Origin of the sequence: Acidovorax facilis (assembly GCF_023913775.1) — a bacterium.
Classification (GTDB): Bacteria; Pseudomonadota; Gammaproteobacteria; order Burkholderiales; family Burkholderiaceae_C; genus Acidovorax; species Acidovorax facilis.
In genome coordinates this window covers 1-16,761 of the sequence record NZ_JAMXAX010000128.1, presented here as the reverse complement: position 1 = coordinate 16,761, position 16,761 = coordinate 1, and the positions used below count along the sequence as shown (strand labels likewise).

The window sequence follows — 16,761 nt, the reverse complement described above, 5'->3', positions numbered from 1 at the left end:
TCGCCCAGGCCAGACGCATGGTCGAGCAGTCGGTGCGCATTTACAACTGCGAGCGGCCACACCTATCGCTGAAAATGCAAACGCCCGATGCGGTGCATCGGGCGTCGTTGGCCGGATAGTCCGGCTGGAGTTTTAAACCGTCCTGGGTGTCAACGCTATTCAGGACGGGTCAGCTTGCTGCGCAAATCCTTGTTGCACTCCATCGTGGCGTATACGTTGTGACACCGGTCAGCAACGCCACCGACAAGACCAGGCAGGCCTTACGACCATCCTGCGCCCAGCCAAGGTCAGGGCTTGGGATCCCTCTGCCCCTGTTGCGCGAATGCGAGGTCCGGCAGCGACAACGTGGCCTCGGCCACCTCCAGCAGGCGGCGGTTCTGGTCCATCGAGGTTTTTTGCAACACCCTGAAGGCGACCTCCTCGTTCATGCCAAGTCGGGCCATCAACACTCCTTTGGCGCGCTCTATGACCTTGCGCTCGTTGAGCGTGCGGCGCGCAGCGTCCAGCTCCGCTTCCATGCTGGCCATGCGGGCCGTCTGGGTCTGCAGCAGCTCCACGAGAGATGCGGGTTCCCCCGCTTGGGCGCCACCCGGAGGTGCTGGCACCACAGTGGGCGCCAGTGCCATGTCAAAAAACCGATCCACGGCATGCGTACGCTGCGGCGGGTTGTCGCGCAGTCCGCGCAGCAGGCCTTTGGAGTCCTGAAGATCTTTCTGAGCTTCGAGGATGCGCGCTTCGCAGTCCGCCCGCAAGCGTTTGACGAGATCGACCTGGAGGTGCCACAGCGCATTGATGCGCTCGGAACAAACGTCGAACCAGATGTCACTGAGATCGCCGTCCAGCGCAGCATCTGGCCGGGCCACACACAGCGTTCGGCGCAAGCGCTCCAACTTGGCCACACCGGGAGATAGCTGTTGTTGCTCCCATCGCACGCGCAGTTCTGGCTCGGCGAACTCGGCGAAGACACGCAGGCTACGCTCCTGCGCATCGATGAGGTGAATCACACGCTGCTGGTGCGCCTCGTTGCTACGGCCGGAGGCATACAGCAAGGCCCCCAAAGCCCGCTCCTGACCCGCCTCTTCCTCCGCTTGCACGAGGTGCAGCAACGCCACCAGCAGGCGAGACACGCTGGGCAAACCCGCCGCATCGGCTACATGGAAGACCAACTCGATCAGCCCTGCAATGAGGTGGCTGTACGCGGCAACAGAATCGTTGGCAGTCATTGCCTGGCGCTCGATCTGGGTGCGCAGCGCTGGCAACGACTCCATCCCGAGCAGCGCCCATGCCATCAGCGACAGCGCCTTGGCAGTGGCGCCCTGTGCAGGCTCGATGTGCTGAGCAAACACTTCACGCAGCCGGGTCTCCAAGGGGCCCACCTCTTCCACGACCCGCAGGCGCATGTCGGCAAAACGCTGTGCCTTGGAGGCCAGGAAGGCCCCTGACGCGCCCCGCTCGCGCTGCAGGCCTTGGATCAGTTGCCCGATCACATCCACCAGTTCAGCCCGACTGGCCAGATGGCGCACAGCATCAATCTCCAGTTGCTTGGAACGCAGGACAAGGTTCGATACGGACAAGGGCGCCGCGAGGTCGGGCATGCAGGTTTCCTGGGTTGTTTAGGGCGCAGCCGGAGTGCCGCGACGTGGATGCGATTGTGTCAGGCTGCCGGCGCGCCAGCCACGCTGACACGACCACGTAGGGCACGCACGCTGTAGGTGCGAACCGAATGCTCCGGCATTTCCAGGCATTCGCCGGTCTGCAGGTCAAAGTGGTTCTTGTACAGCGGTGAAGCCACCACCACGCGGCCGCTCAGGCTGCCGATCAGCCCGCGCGACAGCACGCTGGCGCCCGACTTGGGATCCACGTTGTCAATGGCGAAGAACTGGTCGCTTCCAGTGCGGAAAACCGCCACGTGGAGATCGGCGACCAGGGCGCAGACGCCTGTGTTGGGGAGGATGTCATCCACCGCACAGATGTCGGTCCAGTCGAGTGAATCGGTGCTGTTCATGGGGAGTGCACTCATGGTCTATTCCTTTCAGGCCGCCTGGCGGATGGGGATCACTCTGGCCGACGCAGGGCCACGCTCATCGGCGCGCGCCGGGCGGATCTGGCCGCGCTCTTCGACGAAGAGCACGTTCTCATCGGCTTGGTCGCTGTTCACGAACGAGCGGAAGCGCTTGCGCGTCTCGGGGTCGGTCACGGCCGCCTTCCACTCGCACTGGTAGGTATTCACCACGTTTTGCATCTGCGATTCAAGCTCGGCGCACAGGCCTAGGCTGTCTTTTTGCAGCACATCCTTGAGGTAGTCGAGGCCCCCTTCGAGGTTTTCGCGCCAGGTGCTGGTGCGCTGCAACCGGTCTGCCGTGCGCACGTAGAACATCAGCACGCGGTCGATCATGCGCACCAGTTCTTCCTTCGTCAGGTCGGAGGCAAACAGCTCGGCGTGGCGGGGCTTCATGCCACCGTTGCCGCAGATGTAGAGATTCCAGCCCTTTTCAGTGGCAATGACGCCAATATCCTTGCCCTGCGCCTCGGCGCATTCGCGCGTGCAGCCCGACACACCGAACTTGATCTTGTGCGGGGCACGCAGGCCCTTGTAGCGGTTCTCCAGCTCCACGGCCAGGCCCACGCTGTCCTGCACTCCGTAGCGGCACCACGTGGAGCCCACACAGCTCTTCACGGTGCGCAGCGACTTGCCGTAGGCGTGGCCGGATTCAAAACCGGCGGCGATCAGCTCTTCCCAAATCAACGGCAACTGTTCCACCCGCGCACCAAACATGTCCACGCGCGCACCGCCCGTGACCTTGGTGTACAGCCCATATTTCTTGGCCACCTGGCCCACGGCGATCAGGCCGTCGGGTGTGACTTCGCCACCGGGCATGCGCGGCACCACCGAGTAGGTGCCGTCCTTCTGGATGTTGCCCAGGAAGTAGTCGTTGCTGTCCTGCAGGCCGGCCAGCTCCTTCTTGAGCACAAATTCGTTCCAGCACGAGGCGAACACACTGGCCGCCACGGGCTTGCAGATATCGCAACCGAGCCCCTTGCCGTGCATGGCCAGCAGGTCCTCGAAGCTCTTGATCTGGCCCACACGCACCAGGTGGTAGATCTCCTGGCGCGAGTAAGCGAAGTGCTCGCAGATGTGGTTGTTCACGGCCATGCCACGGCGCGCCATTTCCGCCTTCATGACCTGGGTGACCAGGGGCACGCAGCCGCCGCAGGTGGCACCAGCCTTGGTGCAGGCCTTCATCTCGGCAATGGTGCACGCCCCATTGCCCACGGCCTCGCAGATGCCACCCTTGGTGACGTTGTTGCACGAGCAGATCTGTGCCGTGTCAGGCAGGGCCTCCACGCCCAGTCCGGGCTTGGCCTTGCCGTCGCTGGACGGGAAGATCAGGAACTCGGGGTCATCGGGCAGCGTGATGCCGTTCAGGGCCATCTGCAGCAACGTGCCGTATTCGGAGGCATCGCCGATCAGCACGGCGCCCAGCAGCTGCTTGCCATCCTCGCTGATGACGATCTTTTTGTAGACCTGGCGACGCTCGTCCACGTACTGGCAGGTGCGGCTGTGCGACGTTTTCCCATGCGCGTCGCCAATGCTGGCTACGTCCACGCCCATGAGCTTGAGCTTGGTGCTCATGTCCGCACCGACAAAGGCGGCGTCAGCATCGCCTGCGATATGACGGGCGGCCACACGCGCCATGTCGTAGCCGGGCGCGACCAGGCCGAAGGTCTGCTCGTTCCACGAGGCGCATTCGCCGATGGCGTAGACATCGTGGTCGCTGGTGCGACAGGCGCTGTCGATGGCCACGCCGCCGCGCGGGCCAATGGCAAGCAGGCTTTGGCGCGCCAGCTCGTCACGTGGGCGGATGCCAGCGGAGAACACGATCATGTCGGTCTCCAGCCAGGTGCCGTCGGCAAACACCATGCGGTGGCGCGCGCGGGCGCCATCGGTGATCTCCTGCGTATTGCGGCCGGTGTGCACCTGCACGCCCAGTTCTTCGATCTTGGCGCGCAGCACGCGGCCACCGCCCTCATCCACCTGCACAGCCATGAGCCTGGGAGCGAACTCGACCACATGGGTTTCCAGGCCCATGTCGCGCAGCGCCTTGGCGCATTCCAGGCCCAGCAGCCCCCCGCCCACGACCACGCCGGTCTTCGATTTGGCACCCGAGGCCTGCATGGCCTCCAGGTCCTCGATGGTGCGGTAGACAAAGCAGTGATCGCGGTCGCGTCCGGACACCTGGGGCACGAAGGGATTGGAGCCGGTGGCCAACACCAGCTTGTCGTAGGTGAGCACTTCGCCATCCGCCGTGGTCACGGTGCGGATGCGACGGTCCACCGATGCAGCGCGCACAGCCAAGCGCAACGTGAAGCCGGTGCGCTCGAAGAAGCCGGGTTCGACCAAAGAAAGTTCGTCGGCCGAGGTGCCACTGAAGAAGGCCGACAGGTGCACCCGGTCGTAGGCAGGGCGCGGCTCCTCGCACAGCACGGTGACCTCGACACCAGTCATGCCGGTTTCGGCCAGACTTTCGAGGAACTTGTGGCCGACCATGCCGTGGCCAATGAGAACGATTTTCATGCTTGCTCATCCTGCAAGAACCCGGGGAACCGTTTCGAGGGGTGCAGGATGTGCCATGCCAGCGGCACAGCACACCCTCCGCGGAACCACGGGCGTGGGTTGGAACTACCAAGCGGGCGACTGCAAAAAAAGCCGCAACTCGCTCGGGTGTTCCGCCATCATTAGCGGAGGGTATCGATCAGTCCGCAGGCAGCTTCACCAGCAGACACGGAAGGGGATCGCAATATTCATGCCGCACCATCCGAGGCCATGCCAAGCCCCTGTGGGCGGACCAGGTAGGGCTGACCGGATCGTTCTCTGGAGTACCGCCCGGTGGCGGAATGCATCAATGCAGTGCAGCACCTCACCAAATCAGGGCAATCACCCATACCGGTAGCGAGCTGCAAGGACTGGAGTCGCCAGGCTTTGGCAAAGGCTTGGGCGGTGGACACTTTGGAATCTTCCGATTCACCAAAGCATCTGCAGTGTCACCCTTGCAACCCACCTTGCCTTGCGGTCATCTTTTCATTTCCAAACAAAGCGAGCTCCGGCAGACTGGCACGGCAGGACGGAGGCGACTGGCAACCACCGAGCATCACGTTCATGAAGCACCGACAGCCCCAGCCCCCATCAATACCCATGACCCCACCAGCATGAGCACCAGTATGAACACCGACCGGAGAGTCAACACCGACAGACGCAACGGGCAGGACCGCCGACAAACAGAAAAAGGCCCTCCCAGCAACTACGAACGCAGGCGTGCCGTGGAGGCACGGCAACCGGAATTGACGGAGCTGCATCTGGACGAAGAAGAACTCAAAGCGCTGGGATTTATAAAAACCACATCCATGCCACAAAGCCCGACTTGATGTCTGTGGTGCCCCACAAGCGCCTGAAGCCGGTTGCCCAAACCCACAGGGATACACCGTTGCCCCGCTTCAGGTCCGCCACTCAGCAGCGTCCTTTTTCAATCTCCGTGGAGCGCAAGCAGACGGTGCGCCACCATGTCCAATGCAGGCCGGGTGTTGCCCTGCTTGTCCGTCCAGACTCTCGGTGTGATGCTGCCCGAAAGCGCAAGTGAATCCCCATCGCGCAGGTGATGAATGGCAGCGCAAACACCCGCCTCAAACGCAATCACATTCACAAAAAGCAACTCGCCATCCGCCGTGTTTGCACGCACCTTGGCCACAGTAAAAGGCTTTCCAGCCTTGTCGGTACGCTGCTCGGAGTCACCATAAAGCCTTCCGGCCACGAGTCCATCGATCATGAAAGTCCTCCGCCCCGGCGGGCCATCACCTGTTTTCGATCAGCACACTGTGCGCTCCCTGGCGACCAATCCGCACAACGAGCACTAAGGGCGCGGCGGTCAGGAGGCATGGCACAAATCATTCAGGGATACCTCTGAGCGCCCTCTCAAGCAAAAAAGCCCAGAACCTTTCGGTTCTGGGCTTTTGCTATCAATGGTCGGCGTGGCGGGATTCGAACTCGCGACCCCTTGCACCCCATGCAAGTGCGCTACCAGGCTGCGCTACACGCCGACAAGACTTAGATTATATGCACAAAAAACCTCAGTTCAGAGAAAGCAGCGCACGAATCTCAAATAATTCTTTGCGCACCGCATTGGAGTCCAGGGTGAACCCCATCGCCTCGATGGAAAGGTCACGCGCGCTATCCACCAGCATGCTGGGCATCTGGGAATCAAGGCCATCACCATTCAATGCAGCATCGGTTCCGGAATCATCGCGGGCCGGATGCGCAAGCTCCTGAAGACGATTGCGTGCACCACTGATCGTGAACCCCTGGTCGTACAGCAGATCGCGGATGCGGCGGATCATCAACACCTCATGGTGCTGGTAGTAGCGCCGATTGCCGCGCCGCTTCATGGGACGCAACTGCGTGAACTCCTGCTCCCAATAGCGCAAAACATGAGGCTTGACGCCACACAACTCCGCGACCTCACCAATCGTGAAGTAGCGCTTGGCAGGGATGGAAGGAAGCGGGGTGCCCATGGGTTGTGGATTCGAACCGAACAGCCGACTAGCGTACTGCAGACGCGCACAGACCGCCAGCCATCGGCAACATTCTGGTCACAAAAAGCGCACAAATTCACGAGGCAGCGGCCGTCTGGATCTGCTCCTTGAGCTTGCTGCTGGCATGAAACGTCACTACCCGGCGTGCTTTGATCGGAATGGCCTCGCCCGTGCGCGGATTACGACCAGGTCGTGGAGCCTTGGTCCGAATCTGAAAGTTGCCGAAGCCCGACAACTTGACATCCTTGCCCTCCACAAGGCTCTGGGAGATCAGGTCAAAGAACGCATCGATCATGTCCTTGGACTCGCGCTTGTTCAGGCCGATTTGGTCGAACAGCAGATCGGCCAGCTGCGCCTTGGTCAGCGCTGGGGTCTCCAGGCTTTCGACTGCGAATTCGATCATGGTTTATCACTCCCTTTGGACATCGTCACATCCGTAGCCGTGCGCCCGCACGCTGCGTCAGCTGTGCGACCACGGCTTGCACCGCCGCCTCGATCTCGGCCTCCGTGAGCGTGGCCTCGTCACGCCCTAGAGTGAGACGCACTGCCAGGCTCTTCTCGCCGGGAGCCAGGCCACCTGCGGGGGTCTCTTCACCGGCACGCAGTGCCTTGGGTCGGTACACGTCAAACAGCACGGCAGACCGCAGCATGCCATCAGGAACGGCCTGCTCCACCGCACCCATGATGTCGGCGTGCGTCACGCGCTCGGCCACCACTACGGCCAGATCACGCTCAACAGCCTGGTGCTTGGCCACTGACTTGAACTGGGGCACTACGCATTGCAGCACGGCGTCGAGCTCCAGCTCGAACATCACAGGCGCCTGTGGCAAATCCCACGACTGGCGCCACTGAGGGTGCAACTCGCCCACAAAACCTATGGCACGCCCATTCACCAGCACGCGCGCACACCGGCCGGGGTGCATGGCAGGATGGGCCGCAGGTTCAAACATGGCCTCCACAGGCGCCAGGAGCGCCTCCACATCGCCCTTCACGTCAAAGAAATCGATAGCCTGCTCTTTGCGGCCCCATTGCAAGGTGTCGTTCGGGCCATACGCCAGGCCTGACACTCGCATAGGCTGATGAAAGCCCTCCACGGAGGTGTCCGTGTTGCGCACACTCGCGTCGCGCAGGAACACGCGGCCCAGTTCGAACACCCGCACACGCTGTGCTTTGCGGTCCAGGTTGAACTTCAAAACTTGTAGCAGAGAACCCAGCAAGGTAGAGCGCATCACGCTCATCTGGCTTGCAATAGGGTTCAGCAGCTTGATGGGTTGCGTGTTGGCGGCCAGTTCGTGCTCCCAACGCTCTTCCACAAAACTGAAGTTGATCGTCTCCTGGTACCCCAGGCCTGCCAATGAACGGCGCACCGCAAACGGGCTGCGCGTGGCCTCGGCCGGCAACTTGGGCGTAATGGGCGCCAGCGGTGGGGTGGTGGGGAGGTTGTTGTAGCCCACCATGCGGGCCACTTCTTCGATCAGGTCTTCCTCGATCGTGATATCGAAACGGAACGATGGTGGCGTGACGGTGAGCGTACCCTCGCCCTCCACCACGGGCAGCCCCAGGCGCTGCAATGCATCAGCGCATTGCGCCTGGGTGAGGGGCATACCGATGACCTTGGCCGCACGTGCGACACGCAGTGCGACCGGCCGGGGTACCGGCAGATTCACCGCCTGATCATCCATGGGGCCACATACCGTGTCAGGCGTACCGCAGATATCAATCACAAGCTGTGTGATGCGCTCGATGTGCTCCACTGTCAGGCTCGGGTCCACACCCCGCTCAAAGCGATGGCCTGCGTCGGTCGAGAAGTTGAAGCGGCGCGAGCGCCCTGCCACCGCCTTGGGCCACCAGAAGGCGGCCTCAATGTAAATGTGCTGGGTATCGTCGGAAACTGCCGTGGCGTCACCGCCCATGATGCCGGCCAGCGATTCGACTTGGCTGTCGTCGGCGATCACACCCACCTTGTCGTCCACGGTGATGGTGTTGCCGTTGAGCAGCTTGAGCTGTTCACCGGGCTTGCCCCAGCGTACATCCAGGCCGCCGTGGATCTTGTCCAGATCAAAAATGTGAGACGGGCGCCCCAGCTCAAACATCACGTAGTTGGAGATATCCACCAACGGCGACACACCACGCTGGCCGCAACGGGCCAGGCGATCCAGCATCCATTGGGGCGTGGCAGCCCGCGTGTTCACGTTGCGCACGATGCGGCCGGAGAAGCGGCCGCACAGGTCAGGAGCGCTCACCTTGACCGGCAACCGGTCGGCAAGCTTGGTAGCAACGGCGGGGAACGAGGGTTGCTGCAGCGGCACCCCGGTCAGTGCGGACACTTCGCGCGCAATCCCATAGACGCTAAGGCAATGCGCCAGGTTGGGCGTGAGCTTGAGGGTGAACAGCGTGTCATCCAAGTTCAAGTGTTCACGGATGTCCTGGCCCACCGGCGCAGAAGCATCGAGTTCGAGCAAACCGCCATGGTCCTCGGACAGTTTGAGTTCGCGCGCCGAGCACAACATGCCCTGGCTTTCCACACCGCGCAGCTTGCCCACCTTGATGAGGAACGGCTTGCCGTCATCACCCGGCGGCAGTTCGGCCCCCACCAGCGCACAAGGCACCTTGATGCCCACACGGGCGTTGGGAGCACCACACACGATATTCAGCAAGGCCCCCTGCCCCACGTCCACTTGGCACACGCGCAAGCGGTCGGCGTCCGGGTGCTGAACGGCTTCCTTGATTTCGCCGACCACAATTTTCGTGAAAGGCGGCGCCACGGGCCGCAATTCTTCAACCTCCAGACCCGCCATGGTCAGCGTGTCGGCCAGTTCTTGGGTGGTCAGCGGTGGGTTGCAAAATTCGCGCAACCAGGACTCAGGGAATTGCATAGTGAAGAGATTCTTTGGCGTTTGCTCTGAAAAAAATAGCTGCTTGCGCTTGTCTGTTCTTTATTTCAATATCAAAAGGCGATGAAACCCATTGAAATCAAGCGCTAGCAGCTCACTTTTTTGCTTTATTGGAACTGCGACAGGAAACGAATGTCGCCGTCGAAGAACAGGCGCAGGTCGTTCACGCCATAGCGCAACATGGTCAGGCGGTCCGGTCCCATGCCAAAGGCAAAGCCGATGTACTTTTCGGGGTCGAGGCCCATGTTGCGCACCACGTTGGGGTGCACCTGGCCCGAGCCTGCCACCTCCAGCCAACTACCGGCCAATGGGCCCGTCTGGAACTGGATGTCGATCTCGGCGCTGGGCTCCGTGAAGGGGAAGAAGCTGGGACGGAAGCGCAGCACGAGGTCTTCACTCTCGAAGAACGTGCGGCAAAAATCCGTGAAGATGACCTTCAGATCCTTGAAACTCACGTTTTCGCCAACCCACAGGCCTTCGCACTGGTGGAACATGGGCGAGTGCGTGGCGTCACTGTCCACCCGGTAGGTGCGGCCCGGCGCAATGACGCGGATCTCGGGCATCGCTTGGCCGGCATCCAGCGCGGCACGGTGCTTTTTGACATGCTGCACCGCGTGGCGGATCTGCATGGGGCTGGTGTGCGTGCGCAGCAGGTTGGGGGCAGTGGCAGTGCCGCCCTCGACATAAAACGTGTCATGCATGGACCGCGCAGGGTGGTCTTCCGGCGTATTCAGTGCGGTAAAGTTGAACCAGTCGGTTTCGATCTCGGGGCCTTCGGCGACGTCAAAACCCATGGAGCCAAAGATGCCCTGGATGCGTTCGAGCGTGAGGGACACCGGGTGAAGACCACCCTGCCCGCGCTGGCGGCCTGGCAGGCTCACGTCCAATGCTTCGGCCTTGAGCTGAAGCTGCAATTCTGCGTCGGCCAGCGCTTGGCGGCGTGCGGTCAGTGCGGCTTCAATGGCTTGCTTGGCCACATTGATGGCTGCGCCACGGGATTTTTTTTCCTCGACGGACAGCTGCGCCATGCCCTTCATCAGCTCGGTCACGCGGCCCGACTTGCCCAGAAACTGCGCCTTGGCGTTTTCCAGATCAGCGGGGGTGGCGCTTTGGGCAAACAGTTGCGTCGCGCTCTCAACCAGGGAATCCAACTCGTTCATACGACTCTTTATCGCTCGTGAAAAATAAACAAGGGCTAGCGCCTTTTCAAGCTCTAGCCCTTGCTGTTATTGCGCAAGCAGCTATCAGAACGATAGCCGCTCATCGTGAACTCAAGCAGCCAGCTTGGCCTTGACTTGCTCCACGATGCTGCCAAAGGCAGCCTTGTCGTGCACGGCGAGGTCGGCCAGCATCTTGCGGTCGATCTCGATGGAAGCCTTCTTCAGGCCGTTGGCGAACTGGCTGTAGGTCAGGCCCAGTTCACGGGCAGCGGCGTTGATACGGGCGATCCACAACTGGCGGAACACGCGCTTCTTGGTGCGGCGGTCACGGTAGGCATATTGCCCAGCCTTCATTACCGCCTGTTTGGCGATACGGTAGACATTACCGCGGCGACCACGGAAGCCCTTGGCAAGGGCGAGAACTTTCTTGTGACGGGCACGGGCCGTTACACCACGTTTGACGCGAGGCATGTATGTACTCCTTGTTCGTCGTTATTAAAGGCCAGCACTGGGCAGCATTTGTGCGATCGAGCCCATGTTGGTCTCATGCACAGCAACTGCACCACGCAGGTGGCGCTTGTTCTTGGTGGTCTTCTTGGTCAAGATGTGACGTTTGAAGGCTTGACCGCGCTTGACGGTGCCACCGGGACGAACGCGGAAACGTTTTTTCGCGCTGCTCTTGGTCTTCATTTTGGGCATGTGAATGCTCCTTTTGTTTGTGCTCGTGAGGCGTTTGCAAACCGATCTGCAAACTTGTTGGCCCCGAGCCACTTTTATCGAAGGGTTTGCACCCTTCGCTCGGCAGTGCCGAAACACTGCCTTTTTGAACCCTGCTCCGGTAAAGGAGCAGCATTCAAAATTTCATACCACCCGCACAACTTCAGGCTGCGGTGCCCGTTGCCGGAGCAACCTCAGCTGCTGGCTTGGCACCAGCAGGCTTTTTCTTGCCCGGGGCAATCATCATGATCATCTGGCGGCCTTCCAGCTTGGGAAACTGCTCGATGATGATGCTGTCTGCCAACTCGTCACGAATCCGGTTCAGCAAAGCCAAGCCCAGTTCCTGGTGCGTGATTTCTCGCCCCCGGAATCGCAGCGTGATCTTGCATTTGTCGCCATCCGCCAGAAAACGGCGGATGTTGCGCATCTTGATGTTGTAGTCACCATCGTCCGTGCCCGGACGGAACTTGACTTCCTTGATCTCAATGACCGTTTGCTTGGCTTTGGCTTCCGCCGCACGCTTTTGCTCTTGGTACTTGAACTTGCCGTAGTCCATGAGGCGGCACACTGGAGGATTCGCCGTAGCGGCGATTTCCACCAAATCCACATCCAACTCGCCCGCCATGCGCAGGGCCTCCATCAGACTGACAACACCCAAAGGCTCGTTATCAGGACCCGAAAGACGGACCTCCGGAGCCATGATTTCACGGTTCAGGCGGTGCTTGCGCTCTTCACGGTGGCGACGATCACGAAATTCAGTAGCGATGGCTATCTTCCTTCAATCAAAATACTACAAACTTTGTAGCTACAACCGTACACATGGCAGGCGCCGAAGCATGTTTTCACTAAAAATCAGGCTTTGGTGGCAATGTCTTGGGCGATCAGCTCAGCGAACGCTTCAACAGACATCACGCCGAGGTCACGATTGCCCCGGCCGCGCACTGCGACGGCTCCTGCGGCCTTTTCCTTGTCGCCCGCGACAAGGATGTACGGCAGCTTTTGCAACGAATGCTCACGTATTTTATACGTAATCTTTTCGTTGCGCAGATCGACCGCCACCCTAAGGTCTTGATTCGGCAGTGCTTTTTGCAGCTTTGCGGCAATTTCGCGACAGTAATCGGCCTGTGCGTCGGTGATGTTGAGCACCGCAACCTGCACCGGAGCGAGCCAGACAGGGAATGCCCCCGCATAGTGTTCGATCAGCATCCCAATGAACCGCTCCATGCTGCCCACGGTCGCACGGTGCAGCATCAGTGGGCGCTTGCGGCTGCCGTCTTCGGCCACGTATTCGGCGTCCAGACGCTCGGGAAGGTTGGGGTCGATCTGCATCGTGCCGCACTGCCATTGACGGCCCAGCGCGTCCTTGAGCGTGTACTCGATCTTCGGACCATAGAACGCACCTTCGCCTTCGGCAATCTCGAACTCGCAACCCGAATGGCGCAGGCCATCCATCAGCGCCTTCTCCGCGCGGTCCCACGACTCGTCCGTGCCAATGCGTGCCTCGGGCCGTGTGGCCACCTTGTAGATGATGTCGGTAAAGCCAAAGTCCTTGTAGACCTTCTGCACCAGCGCCGTGTAGTTGGCGCACTCTTCCAGCACCTGCTCTTCCGTACAGAAAATGTGCCCGTCATCCTGCGTGAAGCCGCGCACGCGCATGATGCCGTGCAGGCCGCCCGTAGGCTCATTGCGGTGGCAGGCACCGAACTCGCCGTAGCGCAATGGCAGGTCGCGGTAGCTCTTGATCCCCTGCTTGTAGATCAGGATGTGGCCGGGGCAGTTCATCGGCTTGAGCGCGTACTCGCGCTTTTCCGACTCGGTCGTGAACATGTTGTCGCGGTACTTGTCCCAGTGGCCCGTTTTCTCCCACAGGCTCTTGTCCAGGATCTGCGGACCCTTCACCTCCTGGTAGCCGTTGTTGCGATAGACGCGGCGCATGTACTGTTCCACCTCCTGCCACAAAGCCCAGCCCTTGGGGTGCCAGAACACGGTGCCGGGCGAATGCTCATCCATGTGGAACAGGTCCAATTCACGACCCAGCTTGCGGTGGTCGCGCTTTTCGGCCTCTTCCAGCATGGTGAGGTACTGCTGCAGTTCTTCTTTGGAAGTCCAGGCCGTGCCATAAATACGCTGCAGCATCTCGTTGCGGTGGTCGCCACGCCAGTAGGCGCCCGCTACCTTCATGAGCTTGAAGAACTTCAGCTTGCCCGTGCTGGGCACGTGGGGGCCACGGCATAGGTCTTCGAAGTTGCCTTCGCGGTACAGACTCACGTCTTCATTGCTGGGGATGCTCGCAATGATCTCGGCCTTGTAGTGCTCGCCCAGACTCTTGAAATAGGCCACTGCCTCGTCGCGCGGCAGCACGCGGCGCACCACGGGCTCGTCCTTGGCGGCGAGTTCGGCCATGCGCTTTTCGATGGCCACCAGGTCCTCAGGCGTGAAGGGGCGCTTGTACGAGAAATCGTAGAAGAAACCGTTCTCGATCACCGGGCCGATGGTCACCTGGGCTTCAGGAAACAGCTCCTTGACGGCATAGGCCAGCAAGTGGGCCGTTGAATGGCGAATGACCTCCAGGCCATCGGCATCCTTGGCCGTGATGATGGACAACGGGCTGTCGGCCGTGATCTGGTAACTGGTGTCCACCACTTTGCCGTCAATCTTGCCGGCCAGGGCCGCCTTGGCCAGACCGGTGCCGATAGAGGCCGCCACTTCGGCGACCGTGACAGGACCCGGGAATTCGCGCTGCGAGCCATCAGGAAGCGTGATGTGAATCATGGGAGTAACTCTTTCTTTTCAATCAGTGCAATGGATGCGGGCACGCGCCAGGCCCAGAAACAAAAAAAAGCGCGGAACGGGTCCGCGCTTTCTGGATGAGGAGTGCAATCTCGTGCAGGCGCGAACAGCCAGCCTTAACGGCCAGTCAACATCTCCGATGTAGTTCGCGGTGTCATAACCAGATTGCCTTTCTCGCTCTTGTAAGTGGAATTTTTGGCATTTTACCCCCGCCCCGGGATCGATTGCCCAGACAACGCGCTTACGCACATCATCAAAGACGTTTCGCTTACACAACTGGAGCACCCATGAACACACCCGCCCCATGAACAAAACTGTGCGATGATTTTTGGCGGTAGTCAATCTGGCAACTACAGTCGGTGCGTCGAAATGTGAGAAAGTCCTGCACTGGGGCGTCACCAAGCCAGGCGCCCCGGTAACACGGGCGTCAAGCAACAGCACCCCGCTAGCACCGATTGCGCAGCCACACCCCAAGGCAGCACTTCGGTACAACCCACCACTCTGGCTCGTAGCTGATCTTCGGCCAGGATCGGCTTTATGAGAATGTTTATGCACCCTGAGATTTCCGTTGTCATCCCTGTCTATTGTGAAGAAGCCGGCATCCGGTTCACCTTGCGGGAGGTCGAGAAATTTCTGGCTGTATCAGCCTCCACCTGGGAAATCGTGGTGGTGGATGATGGGTCCAAAGACAACACATGGAATGAAATTACCGCCATCTCTCAAACCATGGCCCGGTTGCGGGGTCTGCGACTGAGTCGCAATTTTGGCAAGGAAGCGGCGGTGTCGGCGGGCCTGGAGGCGGCACGAGGCAAGGCGGTGATCATCATGGACGGCGACATGCAGCACCCTCCTTCCCTGCTCCCGACCATGATCGAAACTTGGCGCACTGGCGAGTTCGACATCGTGGAAGCGGTCAAATCCAGCCGGGGCGACGAATCCAGCCTCTCTGCTGCACGGGCAAAACTGTTTTATCTTATTTTGCGGGCGTTCTCCGGCCACGACTTGAACGGCGCGTCCGACTACAAACTGCTTGATCAACGGGTCATCGAGGCGTATCGCACGATGAAAGAACGCAACGTCTTCTTTCGCGGCATGATCAGCTGGATGGGGTTCCGGTCTACGCAGATCCCCTTCGAGGTGGAGCCCCGCATCGCTGGAGATTCGGGATGGTCTGTCTTTGGCCTGATTCGCCTTGCGGCCGTTGCCGTCACAAGTTTCAGCACTTTTCCACTGCACCTGATCACAATCTTTGGTGTGCTCTTCTTCGCATTTTCCGTCATGCTGGGGATGCACACGGTGTACATGAAGTTGTCGGGAGCGGCGATCAACGGCTTTACCACCGTCATCTTGCTGCTACTGATCATCGGCAGCTCACTGATGATTGGCCTCGGAATCATCGGGGAGTATCTCGCGCGCATCTATGACGAGGTCAAACAACGACCCCGCTACATCGTCTCCCAGAAGCTGCCTCTGAACCAACCCGACAACCCCGCCAGCCCTTGATCCGGCAACGCAGGCCGCACGCCTGAGCGCTCCATGTCGCACTGACCCTTCTTTCTCCACCACGCGGGGGTCACGGCACCGCTATTTCACATTCACCATTGCCCTCATGCCCTCCTTTTCCAAACTGCTTCGCTATGGCGTTGTGGGTGTTATCGGTGCCGTAGTGCACATGTCCACCCTGTTCCTGCTGGTGGAGCTTGGCTTAACAGGGCCGGTCGTTGCCACCACCACAGGGTTTGTATTTGCACTGCTGATCTCCTACGGAATGAACAGGATCTGGACCTTTGGATACGTTGGCAGCTACTGGGCTTCGCTGATCAGGTACTGCATCGTGTCGCTGATCGGCCTGGGGCTGAACATCCTCATCATCAAGCTGTTCACGGATTTTCTGGGCCTGTGGTACGGCTGGGGGGCGTTTGTAGCTGTGGGCGCCGTGGCACTGAACAATTTCCTTCTCAACAACGCCTGGACCTTCACGCACAAGACCTCGGACATGCCCTAAACAAGCTCTGGCAACGGCCCATCACACCCCGCGCAACAGGGGTCTTGGGCTCTCTTGCCCTTCGAGGAACAGGGCGCAGCCCCCAGCAACAAGACGATCAAAAAGGTAGACATGCAGACAGCCGCTTTGATGACCCGCCAGCGAACATCAAGCTACTGGATAGCGCTGATCTTTGTCGCCATCCTGGGGGCCATACAGGTCTACTTCTTTGACATTACATTCCACGGCCCTGACCAGATCCGCGACGTGGAAATAGCACGCAGACTGATCCATCACCAGGAATGGCCGCTCAACGGTCCTCCGCTGTTCGGGGAACGTTTCAACCTGCCGCCAGGTTTTTACTACCTGCTCGCCCTGCCCCTTCTGGTCAGGGACACCGAGGCTGCGATCTTCATCACATTCGGCGCTCTGTTTGCGCTGTCGGTCTGGTATCTGCTCCGCGTCATCCACGCACAGTTGGGTTCCAGATGTGCACTTGCCTATGTGTCGCATCCCGTACGATCATATGGTCGCTTGTGAAACAGGTGCGGGTGGGTCTGGTACCACTCTTTCATCGCCTGCATCGGCGTACTGCTCTTGAGCGCTGACTGCGGTAACTGGTGGTTGTACA

The 16,761-nt window shown here is 60.2% G+C and carries 17 protein-coding genes, 1 tRNA gene and 1 pseudogene; 5 read left to right on the top strand and 14 right to left on the bottom strand.

Features of this window, described 5'->3' with window-relative positions; genetic code table 11:
• Positions 1-119, top strand: a 119-nt coding sequence (locus tag NFX52_RS24625; protein ID WP_156358616.1) for an integrase core domain-containing protein, incomplete at its 5' end; no start/stop codon positions are given.
• A gap of 168 nt (positions 120-287) precedes the next feature.
• On the opposite strand, the gene NFX52_RS24620 is transcribed toward NFX52_RS24625, so the two are convergent.
• The 3 genes from NFX52_RS24620 to nirB are packed head-to-tail and all read right to left on the bottom strand — an operon-like array spanning position 288 to position 4,576.
• Positions 288-1,595 carry a nitrate- and nitrite sensing domain-containing protein gene (locus tag NFX52_RS24620; RefSeq protein ID WP_055402668.1) on the bottom strand — a complete coding sequence of 436 codons (1,308 nt, stop codon included), beginning with the start codon at positions 1,593-1,595 and terminating at the stop codon, positions 288-290.
• A gap of 59 nt (positions 1,596-1,654) precedes the next feature.
• The gene (gene nirD, locus NFX52_RS24615; RefSeq protein WP_238385809.1) at positions 1,655-2,020 is read right to left on the bottom strand and encodes a nitrite reductase small subunit NirD; all 366 of its coding nucleotides are present in this window, start codon (positions 2,018-2,020) and stop codon (positions 1,655-1,657) included.
• 12 nt (positions 2,021-2,032) lie between these two features.
• Entirely contained in the window at positions 2,033-4,576 is a 2,544-nt protein-coding gene (nirB, locus tag NFX52_RS24610; protein WP_055402672.1) for a nitrite reductase large subunit NirB, read from the bottom strand.
• A gap of 632 nt (positions 4,577-5,208) precedes the next feature.
• Between nirB and NFX52_RS24605 the strand changes: the two genes are divergently transcribed.
• Entirely contained in the window at positions 5,209-5,424 is a 216-nt protein-coding gene (locus NFX52_RS24605; RefSeq protein ID WP_233573437.1) for a hypothetical protein, read from the top strand.
• Between the two features lie 98 nt (positions 5,425-5,522).
• Here the strand turns inward: NFX52_RS24605 and NFX52_RS24600 are convergent, their stop codons facing one another.
• The 10 genes from NFX52_RS24600 to thrS form a co-directional block, all read right to left on the bottom strand.
• Positions 5,523-5,822 (bottom strand): single-stranded DNA-binding protein, encoded by a 300-nt coding sequence (locus NFX52_RS24600; protein WP_055402674.1) that lies wholly within the window; start codon positions 5,820-5,822, stop codon positions 5,523-5,525.
• Positions 5,823-6,016: 194 nt separating this feature from the next.
• Positions 6,017-6,093: transfer RNA gene (locus NFX52_RS24595), tRNA-Pro, on the bottom strand.
• A 30-nt stretch (positions 6,094-6,123) separates the two neighbouring features.
• Positions 6,124-6,564, bottom strand: a complete 441-nt coding sequence (locus tag NFX52_RS24590; protein WP_055402676.1) for a MerR family transcriptional regulator — start codon at positions 6,562-6,564, stop codon at positions 6,124-6,126.
• Between the two features lie 97 nt (positions 6,565-6,661).
• Positions 6,662-6,988 (bottom strand): integration host factor subunit alpha, encoded by a 327-nt coding sequence (locus NFX52_RS24585; RefSeq protein WP_035198379.1) that lies wholly within the window; start codon positions 6,986-6,988, stop codon positions 6,662-6,664.
• Positions 6,989-7,013: 25 nt separating this feature from the next.
• A complete protein-coding gene (gene pheT / locus NFX52_RS24580) occupies positions 7,014-9,461 on the bottom strand; it encodes a phenylalanine--tRNA ligase subunit beta (protein WP_055402678.1) in 2,448 nt (815 codons plus the stop codon).
• A gap of 125 nt (positions 9,462-9,586) precedes the next feature.
• Positions 9,587-10,639, bottom strand: coding sequence for a phenylalanine--tRNA ligase subunit alpha (gene pheS, locus NFX52_RS24575; protein ID WP_055402680.1), 1,053 nt, complete (start codon positions 10,637-10,639; stop codon positions 9,587-9,589).
• A gap of 111 nt (positions 10,640-10,750) precedes the next feature.
• The gene (gene rplT, locus NFX52_RS24570; RefSeq protein ID WP_055402682.1) at positions 10,751-11,110 is read right to left on the bottom strand and encodes a 50S ribosomal protein L20; all 360 of its coding nucleotides are present in this window, start codon (positions 11,108-11,110) and stop codon (positions 10,751-10,753) included.
• A 24-nt stretch (positions 11,111-11,134) separates the two neighbouring features.
• On the bottom strand, positions 11,135-11,338 hold the full coding sequence (rpmI, locus tag NFX52_RS24565; protein ID WP_055402683.1) for a 50S ribosomal protein L35: 204 nt from the start codon (positions 11,336-11,338) through the stop codon (positions 11,135-11,137).
• Positions 11,339-11,519: 181 nt separating this feature from the next.
• Positions 11,520-12,128: a translation initiation factor IF-3 gene (gene infC, locus NFX52_RS24560; RefSeq protein ID WP_082437675.1), complete on the bottom strand. Its 609-nt coding sequence runs from the start codon at positions 12,126-12,128 to the stop codon at positions 11,520-11,522.
• Positions 12,129-12,208: 80 nt separating this feature from the next.
• A complete protein-coding gene (gene thrS / locus NFX52_RS24555; RefSeq protein WP_055402687.1) occupies positions 12,209-14,128 on the bottom strand; it encodes a threonine--tRNA ligase in 1,920 nt (639 codons plus the stop codon).
• A 567-nt stretch (positions 14,129-14,695) separates the two neighbouring features.
• Between thrS and NFX52_RS24550 the strand changes: the two genes are divergently transcribed.
• From NFX52_RS24550 to NFX52_RS24540, 3 genes are all read left to right on the top strand, one after another.
• Positions 14,696-15,649 (top strand): glycosyltransferase family 2 protein, encoded by a 954-nt coding sequence (locus NFX52_RS24550; protein ID WP_082437676.1) that lies wholly within the window; start codon positions 14,696-14,698, stop codon positions 15,647-15,649.
• Positions 15,650-15,755: 106 nt separating this feature from the next.
• A complete protein-coding gene (locus tag NFX52_RS24545; RefSeq protein WP_055402691.1) occupies positions 15,756-16,151 on the top strand; it encodes a GtrA family protein in 396 nt (131 codons plus the stop codon).
• A 111-nt stretch (positions 16,152-16,262) separates the two neighbouring features.
• Positions 16,263-16,670: a hypothetical protein gene (locus tag NFX52_RS24540; protein WP_252635860.1), complete on the top strand. Its 408-nt coding sequence runs from the start codon at positions 16,263-16,265 to the stop codon at positions 16,668-16,670.
• On the opposite strand, the pseudogene NFX52_RS24535 reads toward NFX52_RS24540, so the two are convergent.
• Positions 16,631-16,761: pseudogene (locus NFX52_RS24535) on the bottom strand (IS481 family transposase); the annotation flags it as partial. The gene NFX52_RS24540 and the pseudogene NFX52_RS24535 overlap by 40 nt on opposite strands.